General features: G+C 47.5%; 24 protein-coding genes. 3 read left to right on the top strand and 21 right to left on the bottom strand.

Annotated elements, in window-relative coordinates; all coding sequences use genetic code 11:
• From bioD to PP178_RS05805, 3 genes are read right to left on the bottom strand one after another with little or no spacing between them, the layout of a single operon-like run.
• Positions 1 to 618 (bottom strand): dethiobiotin synthase, encoded by a 618-nt coding sequence (bioD, locus tag PP178_RS05815; RefSeq protein ID WP_272593366.1) that lies wholly within the window; start codon positions 616 to 618, stop codon positions 1 to 3.
• Positions 618 to 1004 (bottom strand): DUF2007 domain-containing protein, encoded by a 387-nt coding sequence (locus PP178_RS05810; protein ID WP_272593365.1) that lies wholly within the window; start codon positions 1002 to 1004, stop codon positions 618 to 620. The genes bioD and PP178_RS05810 overlap by 1 nt, the downstream gene beginning before the upstream one ends.
• Positions 997 to 2187, bottom strand: coding sequence for an aminotransferase class I/II-fold pyridoxal phosphate-dependent enzyme (locus PP178_RS05805; RefSeq protein WP_272593364.1), 1191 nt, complete (start codon positions 2185 to 2187; stop codon positions 997 to 999). The genes PP178_RS05810 and PP178_RS05805 overlap by 8 nt, the downstream gene beginning before the upstream one ends.
• A gap of 45 nt (positions 2188 to 2232) precedes the next feature.
• On the opposite strand from PP178_RS05805, the gene PP178_RS05800 reads away from it, so the two are divergent.
• Positions 2233 to 2811, top strand: a complete 579-nt coding sequence (locus tag PP178_RS05800) for a GNAT family N-acetyltransferase (protein WP_272593363.1) — start codon at positions 2233 to 2235, stop codon at positions 2809 to 2811.
• 58 nt (positions 2812 to 2869) lie between these two features.
• Positions 2870 to 3391: a 5' nucleotidase, NT5C type gene (locus PP178_RS05795; RefSeq protein WP_272593362.1), complete on the top strand. Its 522-nt coding sequence runs from the start codon at positions 2870 to 2872 to the stop codon at positions 3389 to 3391.
• A gap of 76 nt (positions 3392 to 3467) precedes the next feature.
• Here PP178_RS05795 and PP178_RS05790 read toward each other — a convergent pair whose 3' ends face one another.
• From PP178_RS05790 to PP178_RS05780, 3 genes are all read right to left on the bottom strand, one after another.
• Positions 3468 to 4046, bottom strand: a complete 579-nt coding sequence (locus PP178_RS05790; protein WP_272593361.1) for a lipid-binding SYLF domain-containing protein — start codon at positions 4044 to 4046, stop codon at positions 3468 to 3470.
• Between the two features lie 195 nt (positions 4047 to 4241).
• Complete coding sequence (locus PP178_RS05785) at positions 4242 to 4772, bottom strand: hypothetical protein (RefSeq protein WP_272593360.1); 531 nt, start codon at positions 4770 to 4772, stop codon at positions 4242 to 4244.
• 145 nt (positions 4773 to 4917) lie between these two features.
• The gene (locus PP178_RS05780) at positions 4918 to 5388 is read right to left on the bottom strand and encodes a GNAT family N-acetyltransferase (RefSeq protein ID WP_272593359.1); all 471 of its coding nucleotides are present in this window, start codon (positions 5386 to 5388) and stop codon (positions 4918 to 4920) included.
• A 344-nt stretch (positions 5389 to 5732) separates the two neighbouring features.
• On the opposite strand from PP178_RS05780, the gene PP178_RS05775 reads away from it, so the two are divergent.
• The gene (locus PP178_RS05775) at positions 5733 to 6617 is read left to right on the top strand and encodes an EamA family transporter (RefSeq protein ID WP_272593358.1); all 885 of its coding nucleotides are present in this window, start codon (positions 5733 to 5735) and stop codon (positions 6615 to 6617) included.
• Positions 6618 to 7652: 1035 nt separating this feature from the next.
• On the opposite strand, the gene PP178_RS05770 is transcribed toward PP178_RS05775, so the two are convergent.
• The 15 genes from PP178_RS05770 to PP178_RS05700 all read right to left on the bottom strand — a co-directional run bounded on the left by PP178_RS05770 (position 7653) and on the right by PP178_RS05700 (position 25097).
• A complete protein-coding gene (locus PP178_RS05770; protein WP_272593357.1) occupies positions 7653 to 8279 on the bottom strand; it encodes a dioxygenase family protein in 627 nt (208 codons plus the stop codon).
• Positions 8280 to 8363: 84 nt separating this feature from the next.
• Positions 8364 to 9134, bottom strand: coding sequence for a LytR/AlgR family response regulator transcription factor (locus tag PP178_RS05765; RefSeq protein WP_272593356.1), 771 nt, complete (start codon positions 9132 to 9134; stop codon positions 8364 to 8366).
• 92 nt (positions 9135 to 9226) lie between these two features.
• Positions 9227 to 9976, bottom strand: coding sequence for a hypothetical protein (locus PP178_RS05760; protein WP_272593355.1), 750 nt, complete (start codon positions 9974 to 9976; stop codon positions 9227 to 9229).
• Positions 9977 to 10028: 52 nt separating this feature from the next.
• The gene (locus tag PP178_RS05755) at positions 10029 to 10910 is read right to left on the bottom strand and encodes an alpha/beta fold hydrolase (RefSeq protein ID WP_272593354.1); all 882 of its coding nucleotides are present in this window, start codon (positions 10908 to 10910) and stop codon (positions 10029 to 10031) included.
• A gap of 601 nt (positions 10911 to 11511) precedes the next feature.
• Positions 11512 to 12333: a DUF5694 domain-containing protein gene (locus PP178_RS05750; RefSeq protein ID WP_272593353.1), complete on the bottom strand. Its 822-nt coding sequence runs from the start codon at positions 12331 to 12333 to the stop codon at positions 11512 to 11514.
• 43 nt (positions 12334 to 12376) lie between these two features.
• Positions 12377 to 13156 (bottom strand): tetratricopeptide repeat protein, encoded by a 780-nt coding sequence (locus PP178_RS05745; RefSeq protein ID WP_272593352.1) that lies wholly within the window; start codon positions 13154 to 13156, stop codon positions 12377 to 12379.
• A 47-nt stretch (positions 13157 to 13203) separates the two neighbouring features.
• Positions 13204 to 13779 carry a sugar O-acetyltransferase gene (locus PP178_RS05740; protein ID WP_272593351.1) on the bottom strand — a complete coding sequence of 192 codons (576 nt, stop codon included), beginning with the start codon at positions 13777 to 13779 and terminating at the stop codon, positions 13204 to 13206.
• A gap of 88 nt (positions 13780 to 13867) precedes the next feature.
• Complete coding sequence (locus PP178_RS05735) at positions 13868 to 15031, bottom strand: cyanophycinase (protein WP_272593350.1); 1164 nt, start codon at positions 15029 to 15031, stop codon at positions 13868 to 13870.
• 90 nt (positions 15032 to 15121) lie between these two features.
• The gene (locus PP178_RS05730) at positions 15122 to 16642 is read right to left on the bottom strand and encodes a hypothetical protein (protein WP_272593349.1); all 1521 of its coding nucleotides are present in this window, start codon (positions 16640 to 16642) and stop codon (positions 15122 to 15124) included.
• A gap of 106 nt (positions 16643 to 16748) precedes the next feature.
• Entirely contained in the window at positions 16749 to 17480 is a 732-nt protein-coding gene (locus PP178_RS05725) for a hypothetical protein (protein WP_272593348.1), read from the bottom strand.
• Between the two features lie 155 nt (positions 17481 to 17635).
• Positions 17636 to 18007, bottom strand: a complete 372-nt coding sequence (locus PP178_RS05720; protein WP_272593347.1) for a DUF805 domain-containing protein — start codon at positions 18005 to 18007, stop codon at positions 17636 to 17638.
• Between the two features lie 323 nt (positions 18008 to 18330).
• Positions 18331 to 19218, bottom strand: a complete 888-nt coding sequence (locus PP178_RS05715) for a hypothetical protein (protein WP_272593346.1) — start codon at positions 19216 to 19218, stop codon at positions 18331 to 18333.
• 1051 nt (positions 19219 to 20269) lie between these two features.
• Positions 20270 to 20548 (bottom strand): F0F1 ATP synthase subunit epsilon, encoded by a 279-nt coding sequence (locus PP178_RS05710; protein ID WP_272593345.1) that lies wholly within the window; start codon positions 20546 to 20548, stop codon positions 20270 to 20272.
• A 105-nt stretch (positions 20549 to 20653) separates the two neighbouring features.
• Positions 20654 to 22162: a F0F1 ATP synthase subunit beta gene (atpD, locus tag PP178_RS05705; RefSeq protein WP_272593344.1), complete on the bottom strand. Its 1509-nt coding sequence runs from the start codon at positions 22160 to 22162 to the stop codon at positions 20654 to 20656.
• Positions 22163 to 22337: 175 nt separating this feature from the next.
• Complete coding sequence (locus tag PP178_RS05700; RefSeq protein ID WP_272593343.1) at positions 22338 to 25097, bottom strand: TonB-dependent receptor; 2760 nt, start codon at positions 25095 to 25097, stop codon at positions 22338 to 22340.
• Between the last annotated feature and the right edge of the window lie 218 nt (positions 25098 to 25315).

Below are 25315 nucleotides of genomic sequence, written 5' to 3'. Positions count from 1 at the left end.
TCAGAGAGCTTCGAGGGCCGGGCGGAACCGATCTGCATAGAAGCTGATTTTATCTTTATCAAAACCACTCTCTTCATCAATACGGCCCAGGTAAGTGGCGCCGCTCTTCTTCAGAATGATCTCTTCAGTACTGGGGTGTTCTGCTCCGCTGAACATAATGGCCGGCCGGAATCCACGCTGTTGCAATTGGTAGAGAGTTAGCAGGCTATGATTGATACTTCCCAGGTAATGCCTGGATACCACCACCACGTTGTAATGCGGTTTGATCAGGTCCAGGATAGTATCCTCATCGTTAATGGGAACTAGTATGCCTCCTGCCCCTTCGATAACCAAGGTATTATCGGTTTCGGGTTCGTATATATCTGCGAGGTTTATATACAAGCCGTCTTTTGCTGCCGCCGCATGCGGACTCATAGGAGACTTCAGGGCGTAGGCGTTAGGATGGATCACGGTCTTTGGATTAGAAACCAAGGAGCGAATACGATGGCTGTCTGAGCTGTCCAGGTCTCCTGCCTGTATGGGCTTCCAGTAATCAGCCTTAAGGGCCTCCGTGATAATAGCAGCGGCCACGGTTTTACCGACTTCAGTTGAAATTCCTGTAACAAATATGCGTTTCATCAGGGGTTTGGTTTGGTGATCATCTGGCATTTAAGGCATCGATATTTCACGGGTTCCAGGAAGGGAAACAATCGGTGAAGTATTTTTTTCCGGCTGTAATAGACTTCAGATCGCTGAGCTTTACAATTGGGACAGGTTACCGGGTTCCCCTCTTCATCCTTGGCATAGCTGCGAATCTCGTCGTAGATCTCCAGTGCCCTTTCGCGGTCCGAGCTATATACCTGCAGTTTCACCCCGCCGATAGCTGCACTGATCAGCGGATCTGTTGCCAGGATGGTCTCATCTTTAAGGAATACAGGTATGCCTTCGTACTCCAGCTTAGCTTTAACGATCTGTACGTCTGCCACGTACTCAAATGTTCCTATAGTTATTAATCGATCACTCATGATCTGCAATGGAAGTCGCAAGCTTGCGCAGCACTTCCTTAATTTCTTTAAAGGTATTATAGCTGTGGAGGCAGAACCTCAGCCGCTCCTGTCCCCCGGGTACTGTAGGAGACAGTATAGGTCTGACATCAAATCCTCCCAGCTGCAATTCTGCAGCCACAGCCTTGACCCGGTCATTTCCCGGGAGCAGGCAGCAGTGGATGGCCGAATTACTGGGTATGAATAACCCGGCAATACTTAGATCCTGCAGCTGTTCCCTAAAATAACGAATGTTTTCTTTAAGTTCCCATTGTTTTTTTTGTCCCTCCGGGCTATCCATAAAATGGTAGGACGCCAGGACAGTGGCTACAGAGTGGGGAGGTAATGCCGTTGTATAGATAAAACTACGCGCATAATTCAGCAGGAATAGCCTGAGCTCTGCCGGCCCGATTACGGCTGCCCCGTGGGCACCCATGCCTTTACCAAAGGTGAGGATTCGCGCAAAAACATCGTTCTGCATTTTGCCTGCCCCGGCTGTTCCCCGGGCATTTTCCCCGCACACCCCTATAGCATGAGCTTCATCAACAACCAGCCTGCAATTAAGTTCACTGCACAATTTAGACATTTCCTCCAGGTCCGGACTATCTCCATCCATGGAAAACACCGATTCAGTGACCACATAGATCTCGTGATCTTCTTTAACTGCCCCATTTTCCAAAGTATTAGAACGCTTCCTGGCCATCAGAATTTGTGAGCGCAGATCCTGCAGATCATTATGTTCAAATTTATAGCTCTTAGCAAGGCCCATCCGGATACCATCCCGGATACTGGCATGTGCTAATTCGTCATAAAGAACAACGTCTCCCCGTTGCGGAACTGATGAGAAGAAACCGGTATTGGCATCGTAACCCGAATTGAATATTAAGGAAGGCTGCCCGTAATACCGGTCCAGGTATTCTTCCAGGCGCAGGTACAGATTGTGATTCCCGGAAAGCAGGCGGGAGCCAGTCGCTCCATTCAGAGTTGTATTAGCTTCCGCAACCAATTGGGAAGCCCAGGTATGTATAGCCGCGTGCCTTGCAAAACCGAGATAGTCGTTAGAATAGAAGTCGGTTTTTTCCTCTTTCTCCCCTAAGGATCTCAATGCATTTGATGCCTCCCGGTCGGCTAATTTCCGGGTTAATTTTTTTGGAAAAATTCCCATGAGCTCAAAGGTAGCATATCCTGAATTTAATTAGTAATTTGAAGAATGGAAACTATCTCCCAAAACAGGCGAAAAATGGGCATTATTTACAGGCAGGCGCATAGTGCGGACCAGTTAGAACAGATCCTGGAGTTACAGCGTGAAAACCTGGTCGAGGTCCTGACCGAAGAAATGCGCACGGAAGAGGGCTTTGTGAGCTTAAAACACAGCCTGGAGCTACTGGCACATATGAATGCGGTCTGCCCCCACATTGTAGCACTGGACGGGGACAGGGTCATTGGATATGCGCTAAGTATGCACCCGTCGTTTTCCGAAGAAATACCATTAATCCAACCCATGTTTAAACGAGTTAAGGGATTACTGGCCCCAGGTACCCGCTTTATGGTTATGGGGCAGGTATGTATTGCAAAGGACTATCGAAAAAAAGGAATTTTCCGAGGACTCTACCATCGAATGCAGGTGGCACTGAAGAACGACTTTGAGTGGATCATTACCGAAGTAGATGACCGGAACCAACGATCCTTAAATGCGCATTATGCCGTTGGTTTTACAGATATGGAAGTATACGAGTCCGACGGGCGAACCTGGCACCTTATCGGGTTACCTACTGCATCATCGTCCTGAACAGGCGGCATTTCAGGAATCACATAAATATTACGATCTTTGCAAAAAATTTGGATAGATGATCTTATACCTGGACATGGACGAAGTATTGGCAGATACTTACGGCGCACATATAGAAATATACAATCAAGAATTTGGTGAAAACCTGACCAAAGAAGATTGTATGGGGCGCGAGGTATGGCAGAGTGTCCCGGAGGCGAGACAGCAAAGTGTAAAAGACCATGCCCGGCAGGAAGGATTTTTCAGACCCTTAAAACCTATTGAAGACAGTATCAGGGTCGTTAAAGAATTACAGCGTAAGCACGAAATCTATATCGCGTCCGCGGCTATGCAGTTCCCTAACAGTTTAAGGGAAAAAAGCGACTGGCTGGACGAACACTTCCCCTTTATACCATGGCAGAACAGGATATTACTGGGACATAAGCACATATTGGACGGGGATGTACTGATCGACGATCGGTCTTATAACCTCAAAAATTTTAAAGGGCGCGGAATGTTGTTTACTTCACCGCATAACGTGAATGAAAATCATTATGAAAGGGTGAACACCTGGACGGAGATCGCAGGCTTACTGCTATAAAAAGAAAAAGGCCGGACCCATGCGACCAGCCTTTTCCCAGTCTTGTATCAAGACGGGTGAGTATGATAAATAGAAATTATTTCCTGTAATCGTCGTCATCATCGTCGTCGTCCTTAGCAGCTTCCCCGAGGTCATGATAGTCAAAACGCTGACCACCTACCGAGGCATCTGCCATAAGTCCGGCTTTAGAATAGGTAAAGACTTTTACACCTTCATCATACTTTGCCGAATAGGATTTCCCGCTTTTCAGAGCCACGGCGGAGACCCCGGCTGAAAATTCGAAATCCTCTTCTTTAAAACTATCCAGGTCTTCCTGGGTTTCAAAGAAAATAGCTTCTATGATCGCTGCACCACCAGCTTGTAATCCAACGGTGACTTTCTTTAAATTGGCTACCCCAACAGCTTGTCCGTTCTCAAAGACAATCCCATTACCGGCAGCACCTCCGACGATAAATCCACCTTTCCCGACATTGGGGAATATGACATAGCCCGCACTGTTATCAAAATAGGATTGGATATCGGGACTGGTAGTCAATAAGGTTTGCTTAGCTTTTTCAACATCTTTCATTAATTCGGCATTCTTATCCGACTGTGCCAGCCCGATTGCGCCGATCAATAAGGCAATAATTACAATAATGTTCTTTATTTGTTGCATGACAATTTGGGTTTGAGTTAATAATCACAAACTTAATCTCTGAAACAGAAAATATCCGTCGCTATCGATCAAATTATTAGTGGGTATGGAGAAGGTTTCGTGTTAATTTTCTTACATGAATTGAGGAATGAAATATCAACCCCCGAAAGGGTCATGAAAAGGATTTTAGAGGCCAACTTTCCCAACCGGCTGAACCTATTCAGAATAGGGTTGACCATTGATGAAAATCTCACCTCCCAACTCCTCGATGGTATATCCAAACCATCCTTTGTTGTTCTTTTTCCAGGTTTCGCGATGACGTTGTGTGGTTAGAATGGTATCCAGGGTAAGGCCATCCCGTTGGAGCATTAGGCGCTCCCATCGCTGGGAATTATAAACGATGACACTGTCCCTTCCGCTAAAGCGTATACTGTCTATTAATACCGCTATAAATAAGGTAGTATCTATGATCTCCCAGGATCTCAGTGTGTATTCGCGCTGTTGTTCCCTGCTAATCACTTTTCCATCTTCATCATGGATAAGGAGATCTTCGGGCAATTGGGCCATGTAGGTATCAATGTCTTTATCACGGGTGGCAATCACCCCGTCCTGGACTTTCCTGCCTATGGCTTTCCGAATCTCAGATTTTTCCAGCTCGGAGAACTCCTCCACATCTGCCTTACAGGAAATTATCGCCGTGGAACTGACCAGTATAAGGACGGTGAACTGAAGAAATTTAGATGCCATAAGGAAATAGGTTTATGACTAAGTTAGGTGATAACAGCTTAACCTGGTAGGCTATGTCTTTCGGGAGCTATTTTAAAATATTTGGGGTTTGGGGTTTGGGGTTTGGGGTTTGCGGTTTGGGGTTTGCAAGAATAATCTTCTTCTTTTACCCTTCCAAGCGGATTTCCATCTGGATATTGCAGCGCTCATAGGGAGAGGCATAGCCTTTGGTTTCTTTAAATCCCAGTTTTCGGTAGAGCGCAATGGCCGGCACCAGCACGGTGTTACTTTCCAAGTAGACTTTTTCAGCTCCCCTTTGTCGCGCTTCTTCTATCACGGCCATACCCAGTTTATAGCCCACGCCCTTCCCTTGGGTGGATGGAGCTACCGCCATTTTGGCCAATTCAAAAGTACCGGGGTTCCCAGGCATAGCGATCATCGCACAAACACCGACAACGGCCTCCCCTTCCAGGGCTACGAGTATAAAACCGCCTTGGTACAGGATATACCCTTGTGGATCACCCAGGGCCTTGCGATCCGATTCTTCGATCTTAAAATACTGTTTGATCCAGGCTTCGTTCAGCTCTCTGAAGGCCTGCCGGTACTCGGGTTGGTAGTGGACAATCTGTAAATTCATCTGCTCAGGAATATGGAAGTGCAAGTTAAGACAGTCCGGGAGATTATCTAAATACGGACAAGCAGATCGCCGTAATTACGACCGATTAGATTCAGGCTGATGAAGTTTTGTGAATATAGGTACTTGTCGACCGGGGGCTTAAATCCCCGCCCCACGCTCAAGTTAAGTGTTTCCACTGCATAAAGCATGCAGTGCTTTCGGTTACAAAGTTACAAGGTTACAGCCCGCCCCCATGAATGACTTAGTCAGGCAGGTGCCGGGGACGGGCCTGCGGCAGGCCTCGAACTTCGAACCTCGAACCTCGAACAATTTCCCGTATCTTTGCGCCCACAAAAATCTGACCCATGCGCGGAATCATCCTGATCTTTATTGCAGCCTGTAGTTACGGCGTGCTTTCCCCAATCGTTAAATTGGCTTATGGTGCAGGCTATACGGTCAGTGATGTCACCGGGGTACAGGCAGTGATCGGGATGCTGTTCTTCTGGATCGTTTCCCTGTCTCAAAGTGCCGCCCGCAAGAAATCGGAACGCCGTCCATTAAAAGTTAAAAAAGTAGTTAAGCTGATGTTACTGGGATTACCCATCGGGCTCACCAGTATGTTTTATTACCAGGCGGTCGAATTTATTCCCGCTTCCCTGGGGATCTTACTACTGTTCCAGTTCACCTGGATCGGTATACTCGCCGAGGCCATCGCCAACAGGGAGTTTCCTTCAGGCATTAAACTGGTTGCATTGGTATTACTATTAGGCGGTACAGCCCTGGTTGCAGGGGTAAGGCCGGAAAGTTTTAATTTCTGGGGTACCATCTACGGTTTCCTGGCGGCAATCTCCTATAGTGCATTTATTTGGATCAACGGTCGAGTAGCTACCGATGTGGCTGCAGTACCCAAAAGCAAATGGATGATGACCGGGGCTACCCTGCTCATTTTTTCGGTCTACACGCCAGAATTTCTCTGGAACGGGGCCTTAACAGAAGGCCTGCTCTATTACGGGATCCCTTTAGCCCTGTTCGGTACCATCATCCCCCCGCTTTTCTTTGCTATCGGGGTGCCCATCATAGGGGTTGGGCTCACTTCTATCCTCAGCGCGGTAGAATTGCCTGTAGCCGTACTCTTTTCTATGCTGTTGTTGTCCGAACCGGTCAGCGGATGGCAATGGGTAGGTGTCTGCATCATCCTGGCCGGGGTGCTGCTGCCTAACCGGAGAGTGCTGCAAGAGGTGAGGGTATAGATGGTTTGCGGTTTGCGGTTTGCGGTTTGCGGTTTGCGGTTTGCGGTTTGCGGTTTGCGGTTTGCGGTTTGCGGAATATTGTTTTATTAATAGCACAAAGCTTCATTTCTCAATTTTCTTTTCAGCTCTTTTTAACACCGTTGGAGTGTACCATTCTAACCGAATTTTCTTTCCGTCCTTGCAAGCGTTCTGCAATGAAACCCATTGACTTGTATACGGGGTGGGATTTAGAATCCCACTTTCACCACAGCCCGCTTTTCATCGGCATTTGCAGAAAAACTTCCGCCCCTGTAAGTTTCCTGCATTGAAGAAAATTAACTTGTAACCGGGGCAGGGTTTAGAACTCCCCGGTGAAAAGTCAGCAGTTCGAAATTAGCAGCATGCAGTATTCTCCTTACCAGTTCGTATATGAGATGAATTGTCCCTATGTAACCCTGTAACCCCCGCCCGCCCGCCTGAATGGACCCAGTCCGGGCAGGTACCGGACGGCACGTTCGGGCGGGCTGTAACCCTGTAACAAAATTATTTTCTGACCCTGCAAGCTTCCTGCAGTGAAGAACATTTACTTATAACCGGGGTGGGGTTTAGAACCCCGGTTTTCAGTTGGCAGTTTCCAGTCAGCAGCAGGCAGTGGGCAGTAGGGTTATGGATGTTGTACTGATTTCGAGGTTCATCATTATAGTAAAGCTTCCTTGTCCCTTTTGTCACCTTTGTCACCTTTGTCACGCATTTGTAGCTATGTTTTCGTGTTCGCGGTTTTCGGTTTGCGGTTCGCAGATTATCCACCCAACGGTTTCAGCGTGTAACGGTTTTCCCTGCATGTTTCTTGCAGTGATCTCGATTAACTTAGAACCGGGGCGGGGTTTAGTACCCCCCGACCTGGTCTCAGGATTTCTCTTTAAACCTGGAATCCAATAAGACATTCTGATTCTGCAAGTTTATTGCAGTGAAGGAGGTTAACTTTGAACCGGGGCGGGATGACCATCCCCCTCTGCACGCCTCACCACTGCACCGCATCCCGTGAGCACATCAAGCTTATTCGTAATTGGGTATATTAATGCCCAGGAAGAGATCCCGCTCTACAACGTATATGCCTTCTTTTCGTGTCGGCATCACAATCCCGGACCCTGCCCGGTTGCGCATTCGTTTCCTGCGCTCCTCGGTCAATAAAATATCATCCTCAAAAGTGTAATCATCCACGTAGTATTCCTTCTTCCCCGGTTCTTTGATCGTCAGGTGGATGTGCTCGGGTTCTCCCCTGTCCGGGTAAGCCCCGGGCCTGAAGGTGTAAAAAGTGTATCTGCCGTCTGCACCCGTCTTTACCCAGCCGCGGATAGAACCATGCCTGAGTCCCCAGCCTTTTTCCTCCCCGATTTTCCGGTATATACCCTGTCGGTCCGTTTGATAGATGTAGAGAATAACGTCTTCAGCCGGAGTCTTCCCGTCTTTTTTAAATACCGTGCCTGTGATCCTCAGCCTGGGTTCAAGGCCAAATAAGGGAAGAGTATCTACCGGGCTGAGTACCCGGTCACCATAATCATGAACCGCCTCGCAGCCCTCGCAGGGTCCGCCTAAAATGCCTCCCCTGTCCTGTCCGCAACATGCTAAAAAACTTACTAAGAAAAGGAACCCGAATGCTTTAATCCTAATAATTGAACCCATGGTTTTTTCTTTAAAATTATATCAAATATCCTCTTATCTCCGGGTAAATGTGCTAAATGGAGTACAGGGCTGGCTGAAACGAGTTCAGTTCATCCTTCTAAAAAATTCCTTGGCATAATTGCGGCTAAGTCGTAATTCTGTACCATCTTTCAGGGTGATATCATAATCCCCGTTACCACGGGATACATAAGACTCCACGAATACTGTATTCACGATACAGCTCTTATGGATGCGTACAAATTGCTGCAAGGGATAAGACTCCATAAAGGATTGCAGGCTGGAAGAGTGCAGGTAGGTTCCCCGGGTGCTGCTAATGGAGATATAAGGGGAATCTGATTGTACACATATTACAGATGAAGGTGGTAATACAATATGTCGACCCGATTTGGTGACCCGTATACTGGATATCGCCGGGGAAGAATCTGCTGTCCCGGACCGTTTTTCCCGGTACTTTTTAAAGAAAAAATTTCCCAAACCATATACCACTAATGCGATGGCCCCGTTTTCCGGTCCGTTTCTGCGCAAAACGTCTGCCATCCCAAAAGAGTGGTCCAGGAATAAGGAAGACAAAATTGCGACTGCCGAAGCGAATAATAGTATATGCAATAAGGCGAAGAAAAAGGTATAGACCACGTATAGCGGTGGTTCCTTATAGTAGACCACCCAACCGTTCAGGGAAAGCAAGGGTATAAAAAGCAGCCAGAAAGACCCGAACAAGAGAGATTCCGACCAATAAAATGAATAGCCTTCTAAAGTTGCACCGAGCAGGTCCTTAGTAAAAACCAGCATTATTAGCCCGACCAATAATAGAAATAACCGACGAAACCAGGGTTTATTTGGCAGATCTATTAGCATGGTCGAGGGTTTTGGGTATACTACAAGTTAGTAATTTTCAGCGAATTACCCTTAGGCCCAGGATCGCGATCCAACATTGGAAGGGAAACATATCAAGTACCCTGCTCCACAGGCGGATCAAATTTCTCCAGGGGGATCTCCTGGTTAGGGATGATCTCGTCCCAGAAAACTGCGTTCAGTAATTTTCCGCTGCGAGAGTCCCTTTCGGTTTCCGTAAAAGGTATCAGGTAGCCATTCACGGGGCGGTATTCACTGAAATACACCAGTATGGGTACTTCTTCCCCAACTGCATGTATGGGCATGGACTTTAGCTGGGCAACAGGCAGGTAGGTGTGGGGATGCAGGTAAAAGAGGGTGGTGTAAGCCTGCCCGGCTACATCCATTTCCACTTCCAGTTCGTGCAGCTGTTGCCCGTGAATTTCAGACAGTCCCCGGTACACCAGTTTGTTTCCTTTCTTATCGGCGTCCAGGAAGGGATGGTCAAACTGGCTGCCTACCAGGATGGCCTCCCGGGCCTCACCCTTGCTGAGGGTTAAACCTTTACCTTCATGGTATTCCCAAGCAGTTCCATTATAGCCCTCCATAAAACCTACCGTTCCCAGGTCGCCTACCACCCTGTAGTATGGTCGTTTCTGCAGTATCCCTGCCGGGATCACAATATTGTAAGCCGGCTCTACATAGAGTCCGCGGAATTCAAGGCTGCTCACGCTCTCAATGGCCATCCTGCCGCCAATGGCCTCGGTATATCGATCTACGAGTATTTCTGCAGTCATCTCTTCGCTTTCGGTGGTAGAACCACACCCGAGGAGGAAGAGACAGCTGATAAGTATTAAATATTTCATGATGGTCTTTATTGAAAAGACTGGCAACTTTTTCCAATGTGACAAGGGAATACTATCCTTTCCAGAAACCTGCTAATAAGGGTAATAATACTTCCGCCTCCGTGGCCCAGAGGTCGTGGGTAGCATGTAACAGGTGATGGTTTTTCGCCTCGGCGTACTTTTCCAGCAGTTTCTTATTGGTACAGCGCAGCATGGGCATGGTATTCCCGGCGGTCAGGATCAGTAGTGGAAAGCCTGAATTGTCCGGGGATTGAACCGTGAACGGATCCTCGCTGTAAGCGAGAGCCTTTACCTCGGGTAGATTCTGTTCCAGGGCCAGTATGATTTCCGGCGGAATTTCCCCTTCAAAATCCGCTCCCCAGAAGAATTCGATCAGTTCATCCAGGGCCTGTTCATCATTCCCCGCTTCGAAAGCTGCCTTTGTATCCTCGATCAATTCTTGTTGAACCGCATCTGCCTCCCCTTCGCATCCGGGTATACCGGGCACCCAGCTTACCAGGGCAGGCTCGGATAAGACCAGGCTGCGGAGCATCTCCGGGTGATCACTGGCAAACTGCATGGCTATGATGCCGCCAAAGGAATGCCCGACAAGGTGAACACGACCTAGTCCTAGAGCTTTTACAAAGTCGGCCAGGTCTTTTGCTTCTGAACGTGCTGAAAATTCATCGCCCTTGGTATAGGCATTGGTATTGGGATAGTTGTAACGCCTGCTATAGGTGATCACCCTGAAGTCCTTGGCGAGGGAATCAGTATAAAACGAAAACACGCGATAATCTTCCTGGGTGCCATGTACAAAAAGTACGGTTTCCCCCTTACCCTGGTCAGTATAATGCAGCTCGGCCCCATTGACCTTAACTGATTTTATCTGTGATACAAGGATCCCTGAAGAAAGGATCAATAAGAAGCTGAGGAAAAAACGACTGCTGTTTCCCATAACCGATAGAATTTTACGTTAGCACGTGGGGGCCGCTTGTTTAAAGGTAGGGAAGTTTGGGTTTGGTTGTGATGGTAGGGTTGAATTTTCTGTTGTGGTACAGGGACATAGGTATAGCCATCTTACTGTCACCTCGAGCGGAGTCGAGAGGCATTGTGAGACTGCCCATTAGTGGTTCTCGACTGAGCCTGCCGTGAGCAAGGTATTCCACTACTTAAATCGGTTCTCGACTCCGCTCGAACTGACAGATCGTGAACTTATATATGGAAGGTCTCGAACTTCGAACTTCGAACATCGAATTTACCTGCCCGTGGCAGGCTTCGAACGGCCCTTCAGGGCCCCGCCCTCACCCCGACCCTTCGTCTTCCTCTCGCTCACTCCGTTCACTCGTCGGAGACGGAGAGGGAGAGGGGGTACGTTGGTAAGGTGATTAGGATGGTAACTCCTCCCTTTAGTTAAAGGGAGGTGGCGCCTGCGAAGCAGGTGACGGAGGGTTTGAATGACCGCCTTGCAGGCGGGGGGACAGGGTTACAAAGTGACAAAGGGACAGCGATGACGATATTTACCCACAGGTCTCGAACTTCGAACATCGAACCTCGAACTAATCCAGGTACCCATACGTATCCACCATATGGTACCTTGGATTCCGGCTCATAAAATCCCGGAAGAAGGCCGTGTGGGCAGCCCCCATCAGCATAAAGACCCGGTCGTCTGCAGCAAGGGGCAGTTGGTTGATATTCGAGAACATCCTCAGGTTGCGGTGGTAGAACTTTGCGGCTTCATCTGCGCCTTCAAAGTTGCCTTCGGTGGCTACATGGGTGAGGATATCGGCATTCACGGTGATCAGGAAATCCAGGTTGATGTCCCGGTTGATGATCCTCAGCTTGTCCAGCGTGGAAGCCGAATCATAATCCTGCTCCCCGCGGTAACCGGCATTATCCATATAGGTTTTGTATGCAGCTGTACCCAGGGCGTTGGCCAGGGAATCGATCCCGGGGTAGTTATACCCCATCTGGTGGTCTATGCCGAAGATCTTTTCCACCCCGCTTAAGCGGCCCACTTCATAGGCCAGCAATTCTATCTCGTCCGGGTGTTCAAAATGCATCTCCGGGTTTTCCAGGTAAGCCCTGTATTGCTGCTGCAGCCTGTTGTTGTACTCCGGTTCCATTTCCACCAGGATGACCGTAGGGCGGAACTCGGCCAGCTTCGCCGCGATCCGGTGTACTTCCTCCTTTTTCTTCTGATCATGTTCATCAAACTCGGTCGTATTGGCATCCGAGGTATAGCCCATATGAAAAGTGCCCAGGTTCAGGACCGGGATACCCTCCCGTGCCGGGGCTTCTACTGTTACTTCCTTTTTTTCCGTGGGTTGCTGGCAGGAGATCAGCAGGGCCAGCAGGCCTGATAACAACAATTTATTCATGGTTATGCTTAAGGTTGGTATTCGTATTCTGAAGTTAGGTGGTTTACAGCTCTGCCTCGTACAGCTTTTCCAGGTTCATGAGCGGTCTGCCCAGTAAGGCCTCGGCATCAGAGGGGGCCGACTCCATCTGGGTCACATCCAGTTTTTCTTCCAGTTGCTGTATCTCCGCCACGACCTGCTCCTGTTGCAGGTAAGAGAAGTCGCGCTTAAACTCGTTATAGATCAAAAACCAGAGGTAGGCCCGGTAGGGATCTGCTTCCACATCCCGCCCATCGCGGTACATATAGGCTAGGGTAAGTCGCACCGAGGTGATATATCCGCTCTTCTGCAGGTCGTCCGGGTTGGGCAGCTGCGCCAGGCGCACGCTCCATTCCAGGAACTTTTCCAGGTCTGCCTCTGTCCCCATGCCCTGTTTATAACAATTGGCCACGTTCCACATGCAGGTGCTGTCCCCCTTGTCTGCACATCGGAGCGCATATTCAAAAGCCTTTTCCAGGTCCTGTTCCAGGCCGTCCCCGTTGCCGTAGGCCATCATCATGGCATAGAGGGCATCGGTATAGCCCTGCTCGGCAGATTTGCCGTACCATTTGTTGGCCGCTTCCAGGTCTATCCGGGTACCCATCCCCCGGTGGTAGGCATACCCCAGGTTGTACTGGGCTTCGGGCTGCCCCATCTCGGCCGCCTGTTGCAGCAGCGGGAAGGCCTTGTCAAAATTCTTCTGGTAGAGGAGTTCCTTGGATTGCAGGTTCAGGGAATCAGCGTCCTGGGCATGAATAAAAGAGGTGAAAAGAAAGCTGAGAAGCAGTAATTTTTTAAGGGTCATCAGGGATATAGTTGCGATGGACTAAATATAGCACATCTCCCGTTAAATTAAAGCTCCCGGATCACCTTGCAGGGATTGCCATAGGCCAGTACATTATCAGGGATATCTTTGGTGACCACGCTGCCGGCGCCGATGGTGACGTTATGCCCGATGCCCACCCCCGGGCAGATCACGCTGTTACCACCAATCCATACGTTATCGCCAATATGGACCGGCTGGGAAGAGGTGAGGTAACGAGTGCCGCCGTCCTCGGCAGCAACGATGCGCTCTGATGCTTTTAAGGGGTGTTGGGCGGTTAAGATCTGCACCCCGGGGCCGATAAGCCCGTTCTTGCCAATATAGATATAGTTGTTATCCATGAACATGCAGTTGGCATTCACAAAGGTGTTCTCCCCTATGGAAACTAGGCTGCCGTAGTCACAGAAGAAGGGGGTTTCTATCCACACCCCTTTCCCTTTTTCCGCGAAAAGTTCTTCCAGGATGCCTGCCCTGAGGTCGGTCATCGCAGACTCCAGGCTGTTGTACTGCTGCAAGAGAGTTCGCGCCCGGTGGTACAGTTGCAGCAGTTCGGGATCGCGCGAATCATAGGCCTGGCCGGCCAGCATTTTTTGTTTTTCTGTCATCCGTTCTGGTCCAGTATGTTTTGTTTGCAAAACGATTTCTTTGGTATAGTTCGCCCCATGGTCCGGGTGTTCCGATGCCCGACTGCTTTTAATTCAGTTTCACCCAAGTTTCATTTTGAGCAGGAACTATTGCTCTTATTATATTCCCTGTGGAATCAAGTATAAAGTCTATGTAAAAGTCCGAATGTGGTATGTAAAATCGAGTTTCAGACTCCGGAAGTAGGGGGAAAGTTTGATCATTCACCTTACTGAATAAAGAACCATTCTTAACCAAAATTTCAGATTTTAATTCTGTTCCAGTTAATTGATATTCACCACAGTAATTTTTTAAGTTAGTTTCGGTTAAATTAATATATTCTCTATTTCTATATGTAATTACAGATCTTGTTTTTAAGTTATATTCATCACCATTTTTTAATACGTAAAATTCTCTACTGTCTTTTGGTAATTCATAAATGGTATCTCTTTCTTTTGACCAACGTGTGCCATCATACATGACTACATAACTTTTTCCTATAACTTTAAATTTGTCTCCTTGAACAATTATTCCAGTACCTTCATCTATTCCTATTCCTAATAATTCAGGTCTATTATCCAGAATTTCAAACATATCAAACTGTCTGTTTCTTTTTAAAAGGTGTTGGTCAATCGCGACATTTTTTATAAAACTCAATCCAACTTCATGGTCTCCCATCATTTTTGTATTTCCTTTTGAGTCTCCTCTAGCGAGATAAGAACCCTGAATCGTGGCACCAGCAGATCCTCCGGCGATAACTCCACCTCGATTTAAGAGCTTAATAAATTCATCATGTGCCTTTGTATTTAAATAAGAGTCCGCATGTCGCCATTGTCTTCCTCCGCTGAATATTACACCTTTAGCATTTTTAATTGGTTCAATAAATTCTTCTGTATTTGCTTCTTCTGGATTTCTAGTGTGTATTACCGTTACATTATTAAAACCAGATTTAATATACCTTTGTTTGTAATTATCTAAAAATTCAGCAGTTAGACCTTCAGATGAACCAGCTGTCGGGATAACAATTATTGGTGCATCAGCTCCACCAATTAGCTCTAAGAATTTTTCTTTGAAAATTCCATAAATACCATCACCAGTAATAATTAATGTACCTTTTTCTGGGCCAATAGTTTCGTTAGCTTTCAAGTTATTTGAATCTTGTCCAAATAAATTGTTTACTGGTAACATTAACATGGTAAGAACAAAACAGGTTAATAATTTTTGGAATTTTCTCATTATTTCATTGCTGTTGGTTAGTAATGCGCAACGGTCTGGCTATACGCAGTGTCCCGAAGGGCATTGCGTATAGGTATTGTTGGCAGTAGTTTATTCAGTTAATTCTAATTCTGATTTTATATTTAGGCTATCTATATAATCTTGGAATCTAACAATGGCTAACTTCGGAGCAGACCTGATTTTATCATCTCTACCTTTCTCATCTTTTTCATCGGGAAGGATCTGATTAAAATCTCTTGGATTTGCATTTGGGAACAATCCAATATCAACCATATAGGCCGAGTACCTCAGTCCATCACTTGGTGCAGAACTTGTATTAGAATTCACCAAGTGGATGAGACGTAAATCCACTAATTCTTTTATAGCTTGATTTAATTGTGGGTGTTTCTGAATTTCAGAATTTGACACGAGGAACGAGTTGTTCTTCTTGGTTGAAATAATTTCATCACGAATAAACTGTAAATAGTGTTCTAAAACTTCCTTCTCATCAGCTGTATCCGTTTTGAAAGCTTCTAGCTTATTTGGCAAGTTCTCAATACTACAATCAATTACATTGGGCTTACTTATTGATTTGTCCCCACTGATCATTTTATTACCTAATGAAATGAATAAAGCGAAAAAGTCTCGAGGGACACCTCCTGAAGCAAGGCATAAAAATCTAAAAGCGTTATCAGTCAGTATATTTTTATAATCAATATTAACACCTACTTTGGAATTAACGTGCTCAAGTAATTCTCGCATAAAATTTACTAGAGCATTAAAACTCTCCAGACTATAATCAAGGTTTAAGGCCTGGGCATCGTGGCCGATTTCCATTCCTACATAAGATTCTCCTTGCACATATAAAGAAGACCTATGTTTTATAGTGGCAACTTTCAAAAACATATTTGTATTCTTACAGAGGCGATGAAAAAAGTCAATAAAATAGGGCTGGTCCGATTTTCGTATAAAGTAAAAGTCATCAAGTATTAGGAAAATATTTTTATCTATCAGATTACAAGTTTGATTCACCAATTCCTTTAAATCAGGTAGTTCATTTTTTAGAATATTCAGTTTATCAATTTTGATTTGTTTTGAAGTTTCCCTCTCCTCAGATTGTTCTGCACTTAATGAGGCAGACGTACTGGCATAGCCAGACTTAGCTTTTCCTGTTACTTTTGCACCAGTTTTTTCTCTAATGGATTCATCAAAATTATCGGGTTGCACCAATCTTTTTTCTAGTTTGGATAGAATTCTGTCATATTTTTTAATGATACGCTTTGTTTCCTTCCATTTTTTGAATGACTTAAAAAAGCCGTACTTACCCTTTATTTCACCTTTTAGTTGTTTTATTATACTTCTTAGAACTTGTATGATTGAATTGGGAAAACTAATGTCTTTAAAGTCTTCAAGGTTGATAGAAATGCACAATATTTCAGGTTTGTTTTCCTTTAATGATTTTAACAGTAAAGATTTCCCAGAACCTCTTCGTCCAAAAATGATTTGATTTTGCTTGCTATCAAGTCGTTCAATATGTCCTTTTGGATCTAAGTACTCTATAGATGTTTGATCAGTTACTCTGATATTTTCCTCTATGTACTTTAAGACTTTATTTAAATCTGTATTCGTCATCTATTTTGAATTACTGCCAACTCATTATAATCTTAATAGTTATCATATTCATACTTTCCCTATCCCGGCTAATCCTTATACTTCCTTTACGTATCCTAGGCTGCTATCACCCTCTCAAAATCATCACCAAAAACCCCTGTACCGCCTCCGATCTTCCCAGGGGTTCCAGGAAGCAGGTGTAGATGTTCACTCCTACCGCCAGGCCCGTGGCGGGATGTTTCAGCTTCTTGTACTTCCGGGCCGCCAGCAAGACCAGCACAATAATGATGGCCTGGGTGATATATATGGGCCACATTATATCAATCTCCGGCCAGTCCGCTATATTCAACCCAACATACAGGTTCTGTATGCCCCGGCCCAGGGCCGGCATCATGATGATAAAGACGGTGGAGATCAGCCACCAGGCGTGGTCCTCCAGCCGTTTGCGCTGTATAATGCTCAAAATCACGGCATAGCCAAAGGCCAGGATCATAGGAATCTCCACGGCGGCTACCCCGTAAAAGAACCAGGGTTCAAAAGGGCCAAAGGCAAGCGGGTCTGCCGCTGCACGCTGTGTGTTCACGATATCCCGGTTCAGCATGCTCAGGGCTGTGATGCTGACGCCCCCGGCCAGGAACATACCGATGATGCCATTGGTGCGGTGTAAGGCCAGCCTGCCATGGGTGGCGTAATAGGGCTGCAGGATCAGATAGAGGTACCAAATAGTGCCGGTCCAGTAATGGACGTGTACAGACCAGGCGTTGTCCGTAAAATCGCCCCAGTAATCTTCAAAAATACCCAGCTGCATCAGCAGCATGGGGAGGATCATCCACAGGTGAAGGCTTTTATACTTTTCCATAAGCCCAGGGTTTTAAAATTGAGTTGTCTACATATACATGGTTTTATATTAAAAATTAATCCGCCGGTTGCCCGCGGCTGTCCTTCATAATGTGCTTTCAAAAAACCCCCACACCTCCACTGAATGAGCTATGGGGGCCAACTAACTAACTCAATCTAGATTCGTAAGACCTTGGGATTCGGGCCATAGTCATTAGGCCCGTCCTCGCTGTCCAGCAGGTAAAACACCAGCAATACGAGCCCGCCCACCAAGGGCACAAAACCGATAAGGATCCACCAGCCACTGCGGCCGCTGTCGTGCAGTCGCCTCACCTGTACCGCCAGTCCGGGCAGCAGGCTGAACAAGGCATAAGCCAGGAATAACCACCCATAGGGGATATCCCCGAAGGTGATCCCCAGCAGGTTGTCTATAGCTACCGCCAAAACACTAAAAATGAAATGAAAGAGAACGAACATCCAGTACTCCATCCGCCGTGCACGGCCGGTGAAGTCGGTGTATTGGCTGATGACTTTAAGGTACCAGTTCATATCCGTGGTCAGTTTGCAGTTCGCAGTTGGCAGTTACTTGTTGGCATGGGTTTGGAGTTTGGTGTTTGGGGTTTGGGGTTTGGGCCCTTCGACTTCCCGCCCGAACGTGCCGTCCGGTACGGGCGGGCGCTTCAGGGCAGGGTTTGGTGTGGCTGATCATTTGTAATATGTTGGTTGGTGTATATTATTCTAATGTTTTATTAATTCTATAATGTACCTATGTAACTGTGTCCCTATGTACCCCGCCCGTTCGGGCGGCCCGTAACCCTATAACCTTGTAACCCCCGCCCATGCCTTTGGCACGTTCGGGCGGGCTGTAATCATTATTCATCCAACACACTCTCCAGCACCTCCATCAGTATCCCCCGATGATCATAGAGCTGCTGCCCCTTATGGGACAGTCGTTTACCAAAATCATCGGTTTCGGTGACGGTGAAGGCCAGGCTGTAATTGCCGCGGGCATTGGGCAGGCGTTCGCCCTTATGATCGCGGGATACCGGGACCGGGGCCATCCAGGCCGATTGTATATTATAATTGCTTTTATTGCCTTTGCTATCGGTTAAATAGGAGTTGTTCAGATTGCCATGAAGCCGGTAGGTTTCCCCAAGGCTGATATCCCGGAGTTGCAAGTCGGCTTCACCCAGGGTCTTGCTCTTTACCAGCCCGTTCTTATCCTGCCACCAGCCGTTGAGATTGACGCTGATCTGCAGGTCGGCATTCTGGTCCCCGGCCCGGAGCGCGGTTTTGGATTGAGCTAATTCGAGATACTCCGGGAGCAGGGCCAAAAGAGTTCCTTCTGTGTTGCTTACCCATTGTAAGCGGATGGTTGCGGCAGGCACAATGGCCCCGGCGCTGTTCTTTACAGTACGCCGGAGCTCCAGTGCCTTACAGCTAACATTCAAACTAAGATCGTCCGCGTAGAAATCCTCACCCACATAGGTGGCCCCGTAAGAGGCGACGTATTTCTCGCTTTCTTTTTCGTAATAAGTCTTGAGAGAGGAGGCGGCCAGGTTGACCAGCCTGGGGGCCAAGGCCAGTGCCAGGGCACCACCGTCAAAAAATTCTTGCTCTTGTCCTTGCGCCTGGCAGAGCGGTTGTAGTTGTACCTCTTCCCCGTCTCTTTGATAGGATGCAGGGTGCTTAGACAACCCGCAACTACCGAGGAGGGCAACCCCCGGCAGCAACAGGAAGTAAAGTAGGTGCTGTTTCATTACTATCAAAAAAGGTAGCCAGTTGATGCCCTTGCCATCAGGGGGCATTGCCCGGCTACCGGGCTGGTTGTTTAATCATTGGTCGTCGCAAATGGACATAGTCCTAACGAAACGAAGGTGAATATAGGAAAATTTCTACAAATCCTGTGTTAACAGAATAAAAATACGATGAAATCAGTGTGTTAAAATTCTTACTTGGGTGGGCCTATGGCCGTTTGAAGTTTGGGGTTCGGAGTTTTGGGGCGAGGCCTCAAATTAGCTATCGCTGTCCCTATGTAACTTTGTACCTATGTCCCTCCGCCTATTAGGCGGTCAAACAAACCCTCCGTCACCTGCTTCGCAGGCGCCACCTCCCTTGAACTAAAAGGAGGAGCTGCATGCGTAATCACGAAAGTAATTCGTCTCCCTCTCCCTCCCGTCTCCGACGAGGGAACGTAGTGAGCGAGAGGAAGACGAAGAGTTAGGGTGAGGGCAGGGCCCTGAAGGGCCGTTCGAGGTTCGATGTTCGAAGTTCGAGGCCTTCGTTTTCTTCATAGTTAAGACACGATCTGTCAGTTCGAGCGGAGTCGAGAACCATTCGAAAGCAACTCACAAAGCCTCTCGACTCCGCTCGAGATGACCGTAGCAAGGCGTCCCCTCTCCCTCCCGTCTCCGACGAGGGAACGTAGTGAACGAGAGGAAGACGTAGGGTGAGGGGAGGCCTGAAGGGCCGTTTGAAGTTTGAAGTTTTAAGCCTGCCATGGCAGGTAAATTCGATGTTCGCGACATGGGTCAAATTGAGATATCCCCGTACTATGTCCCGATGTACTTTTGTCACCTTGTAACCCTGTAACCATGTCCCTTTGTACCTATGTCCCTCCGTCACCTGCTTCGCAGGCGCCACCTCCCTTTAACTAAAGGGAGGAGCTACTCCAGGATATACCCTTACTCAAGTTTACTGTACCTCTGTACCTATGTACCTTTGTAACCCTGTAACCCCGCCTGCAAGGCGGCCAAAAAAAAACCGCAGCTTCTCAGCCGCGGTCTCCTAATATTATAAATCCGTGATCGCTTAGTCTGCGAGGACGATGACCTTGTTGTCCTTCATCTCAACGGTACCACTCTGAATGTGCAACACGGTCTTGCCGTCTGCATTCTTAGTAAAGTGGTTCTTGACGCCCTCGGCCAGGATTATGTTACCTTCTATCTTAACATCACCTTCCTGCAAAACAGAAACGATGGCAGCGTGGTTGTCCAGCATCTGGAACTCTCCATCGACGCCCGGTACGGTAACCGATGTGACTTCCCCGCTGTACAGGGTCGCTTCCGGTGATACGATCTCTAAATGCATGCTTTTTAGTTTGGAGTTAAGGCCCTTCGACTACGCTCAGGGCAGGGTCTGGAGTTTGGGGTTAAGTTCTCTTCAAACTTCAAACCCCAAACCTTAAACCATTCTTTATACTTCGGCCAACATCTTCTCACCGGCTTCTATAGCTTCCTCGATAGTCCCTTTCAGGTTGAAGGCTGCTTCCGGAAGGTGATCCAGTTCCCCGTCCATGATCATGTTGAAACCTTTAATGGTTTCCTTGATGTCTACAAGGACTCCGGGGATACCGGTAAACTGCTCTGCCACGTGGAAAGGCTGTGACAGGAAACGCTGTACCCTACGAGCGCGTCCTACGGCTAGTTTATCCTCTTCAGACAATTCTTCCATACCAAGGATGGCGATGATGTCCTGTAATTCTTTATAACGCTGCAGCAACTCCTTTACGCGTTGCGCACAAGCGTAATGCTCTTTTCCTAGAATCTCAGCTGTAAGAATACGTGAAGTAGAATCCAGTGGATCTACCGCAGGGTAGATACCCAGCTCCGCGATCTTACGACTTAATACTGTAGTGGCATCCAGGTGGGCAAAGGTAGTTGCCGGTGCCGGATCCGTAAGGTCATCCGCAGGTACGTAAACCGCCTGTACAGAAGTAATGGATCCACGCTTGGTAGAAGTAATACGCTCCTGCATGGCCCCCATCTCTGTGGCCAGGGTTGGCTGGTAACCTACCGCAGAAGGCATACGTCCTAGCAGTGCCGATACCTCGGAACCTGCCTGGGTGAAACGGAAAATGTTATCAACGAAGAAAAGAACGTCTTTTCCTTGTCCTTCTCCTGCCCCGTCACGGAAGTATTCCGCGATGGTCAGTCCTGAAAGGGCTACCCTTGCACGGGCTCCCGGTGGTTCGTTCATCTGTCCGAAAACGAAGGTCGCCTTAGACTCGCGCATGGCTTTCTTATCCACCTTGCTCAGGTCCCATCCTCCTGCCTCCATAGAGTGCATAAAGTCGTCCCCGTACTTGATAATTCCGGATTCTAACATCTCCCTCAGCAGGTCGTTCCCCTCACGGGTACGTTCTCCTACCCCGGCGAAAACTGAAAGTCCACCGTGGCCTTTGGCGATGTTGTTGATCAATTCCTGGATCAATACGGTTTTACCAACCCCTGCTCCTCCGAACAGTCCGATCTTACCCCCCTTGGCGTAAGGCTCGATAAGGTCAATAACCTTGATCCCTGTAAACAATACTTCGGTAGAGGTGGTCAGGTCCTCGAACTTAGGTGCCTCGCGGTGGATCGGTAGTCCGTCCTTCCCGCTCTTAGGCAGATCTCCAAGACCATCGATAGGATCACCAATCACGTTGAACAGACGACCATATACATCGTCACCGATGGGCATCTGTATGGCGCTACCGGTAGCGACAGCATCTACACCACGGCTTAAACCATCTGTAGAATCCATAGAAATGGTACGAACGGTGTTCTCACCTACGTGCGACTGCACTTCCAGTACCAGGATGCTCCCGTCCTCACGAGTGATCTCCAACGAATCGTAAATTTTTGGAAGGTCGGCTCCGGATGGAAACTCAACGTCTATCACCGGCCCAATGATCTGTAGAACCTTACCTGTAACTTTTGCCATTGTTTACGTATTTAATATTGTATTTAAAAACCATAAGCTTAGTGCCTATGGGGCTGTTTTTCCGGCTGCAAAGATAGTAGATTACATTTTAATTAGGAATGGTTTTAACGCCTTTTTTGGGCATAAAAAAAGCACCCCTGCCGGGGTGCTTATAAATAGTGTTGATTTTTGATGCTTAAGGGTTTATGGTCCAGCTCAGGTAATAGATGGATCCGATAGCCCCGGAACCGGTAGCTGAGAAATATTCATTCCCTGTAATGTTAGAACCACCCGCTTTAAAGATCGACTTGATCGATGGAACCGAATAATTGATCTGTGCATCCAGGACCCCGTAGGCATCGATTACGCCATCAGCGAAAGACGACTGCCACAGGTAAGAGTCCGTCCAGCGGTAATTTACTTTAAAACCAAAGTTCTGCAACAGCTCGGTATGCCCGAAGGATGCCTTGAACTTGTGTTTAGCGGTGTTGAAGCCGGGCCTGAAGTCCGGGTTGGCAGACTGGTCAAATTCAAAATCGGCATAAGTATAACTTGCACCCAGGTCAAAGTCGCCCAATATCTTGGTATCTACTCCTATAGACCCACCATAAGATTTGATGTCTGCCAGGGAGTTGGTGTACACCTGGTAAGCCCTGAAATCTCCATTCTGCAAGGCCAGCAGTGAAACAGTATTATCTCCTGCCTCCCCGTAAAGAGGTACTAATACAGACTGGGTAGAAATAAAGTTGTCATACTGGTTGTAGTAAGCACTCAGGTCCAGCGCAAATTTGCCCGACTGTGCACGGTATCCAACTTCGTAAGCGGTTACCTCTTCCGGTTGTACAAGGTCCGTATCAATAGCCACAGGAGCACCTGCTTGTACTGAAGCTACGGAGAATGCATTCTCGTAAGCTGCACGCCCTACTACCTGTACACTTTCCTGCCCGGTGAACGCCTGTCCACCTGCGGTAAGCGGGAAGGTCCGCACATCCCTGTCCAGGTTATCAGGAGCTGATCCTACCAGGATCGCCTGCCCTGCATCCAGCCCGATAAAAAGGTCCTGGGTGGTTGGGTTACGGAAACCCTGCTGTACAGAGAATCTGAAATTCTGGTTCCTGTTGTCCCCCGCGGTATAGACTACGGATAACCTCGGAGAGAAAAAGCCGTCAAAGAATTCGTTCTTATCAAATCGTACAGATCCTGTGAATTTTAAACGCTCGTCCATCAATTTTTTCTGAACCTGGGCATAAGCTCCCTGCTCATGGTAGATGATCGGTCCGTCAAAATCCGTAAAAATGGTTCCCTGCGAGTTCAGTTCGTACTCACGGTAAGATCCACCTACCTGGAATTCGGCGATCTCTCCCATCAGGTGCGAGAAGTTGTAATTCGCATCCACGTGACGGAACTTAGTGTTATCTATGAATTTAGCCCCCTGTGTAAGATCACCATCAGCGATCACTGAATTCAGGTTGTTTTGGAAGGCATCCGATCCCGGAACCAATCGGCCGGTATCTGCCTGTCCACGTGCAATTTGGTGGGCAGTGTTCTCGTCATATGGCCCTCCGGGTACCAGACCCAATCGCGCCCCGATATACGTCTGGGCATATTGCTGGAACCATTGTTGGTCAGATTTCCATCGACGGTTCAGGTTAATAGCTGCAAAACGGGTATCATAAGAATCTCCCGCATTTTCAGAAGTAATATATCCCCTCAGGAAGAAGTTGTTATTACGGAACTCCAGTTTATGCTGCTGCAGGTTAAAATTTCGCACAGCGAAACGGTTGGCCCCCTGGTAAATAGTATTACCACGACCTACGCGCCCGTTGTAGATGATCTCGAAATCATTGGCGAAAGGACGGTAGTAGACAGAGAAATCAGACTTCACACTTTCCGCACCATAGTCTACCAAGTCTCGTTCTTCGTAGCCGGTACGGGTGACACGTTGCGCGCCAAGGGTGCCATCAGGTAGTCCTGCCAATTGATCAAAGTTCAGGGTAGTACCTACTTCATCACCGTATACGTTAAGACCGTTATATGCCGGGTTAGCGCGAGTGAAACCGGGGTTTCCTACATCATCCGTACGCGTGGCATACCAGTCTTCTCCTTTTAGGATAGAAAGGTTGGCTTTAACGGCAAGTTTATCACTGAAAGCATGTGCAGCACGGATTCCAATATCGTAATAAGTATTATCCCCTGCGGCATCCTGGGAAGTAAGTCCGGCTTTACCATAAGCACTGATACCCTGGTAATCAAAAGGATTCTTACTCCTCATAAAGAGGATCCCGTTAAATGCACCTGCTCCATAAAGTGCAGAAGATGCACCGGGAAGGATCTCCACGCTCTGTACTTCCAGTTCTGACATCCCCACCAGGTTACCCAGTACAAAGTTCAGCCCGGGAGCGGTGTTATCCATTCCGTCTACCAGCTGCAGGAATCGCACGTTGGCAAAAGTGGCAAAACCACGGGTGTTAATACTTGTAAAGGTTAAACTGTTCTTATTCAGGTCTACACCTTTTAAATTCTCCAGCCCATCGTAAAAGGATGCTGAAGAGGTGGTCTTGATCTCTTTTAAACCAAAACGCTCTACAGAAACCGGGGATTCAAATACTCTTTCCGGGCTCCTCGAAGCTGAAAGCACGATCTCATCCAGCTGGGTGCTTGCCTCGGGAAGGGTAATATCCATAGATTCACTGCTCGAGGTCACCTGTGTGGTAAATTCCGCGTACCCAATACTCGTTACACGAATAGTAAATGGTGGCTCTTCCTGGGTTTCCAGGACATAGTTCCCGTCAAAATCAGTAACTGTTCCTATAGCTTTTCCTACGATAACCACGTTAGCTCCCGGGATCGGCTCCCCGCTTTCGTCTGTCACAGTACCTTTAATTACTGTCTGCGCTAAGGCTCCAAGGCTAAGAAATAACAAGGGAACCAGTAAAATAAGTCTTTTCAGAGTCATGTTAATTGTTTGTTAATTGATCGAACGATGCCAAGATACACAATTTTTTAAGCGCTCTTTAGGAATTTGAAAAAAATTATGCACGCATAGTAATAATTCCGTTTTCCTACAAGGGCTTCACTGAGAATTTAATATTTAATCCGCCAAATCCTTCAGATTCATGAGGATGGGCACCTTACTAAAACACATTTAACAGGACAGTAAGTCTTTTCCCGGCA

The organism is Zeaxanthinibacter sp. PT1 (genome assembly GCF_028464225.1).
Classification (GTDB): Bacteria; Bacteroidota; Bacteroidia; order Flavobacteriales; family Flavobacteriaceae; genus Zeaxanthinibacter.
This window is presented reverse-complemented; position numbering and strand designations above follow the sequence as displayed.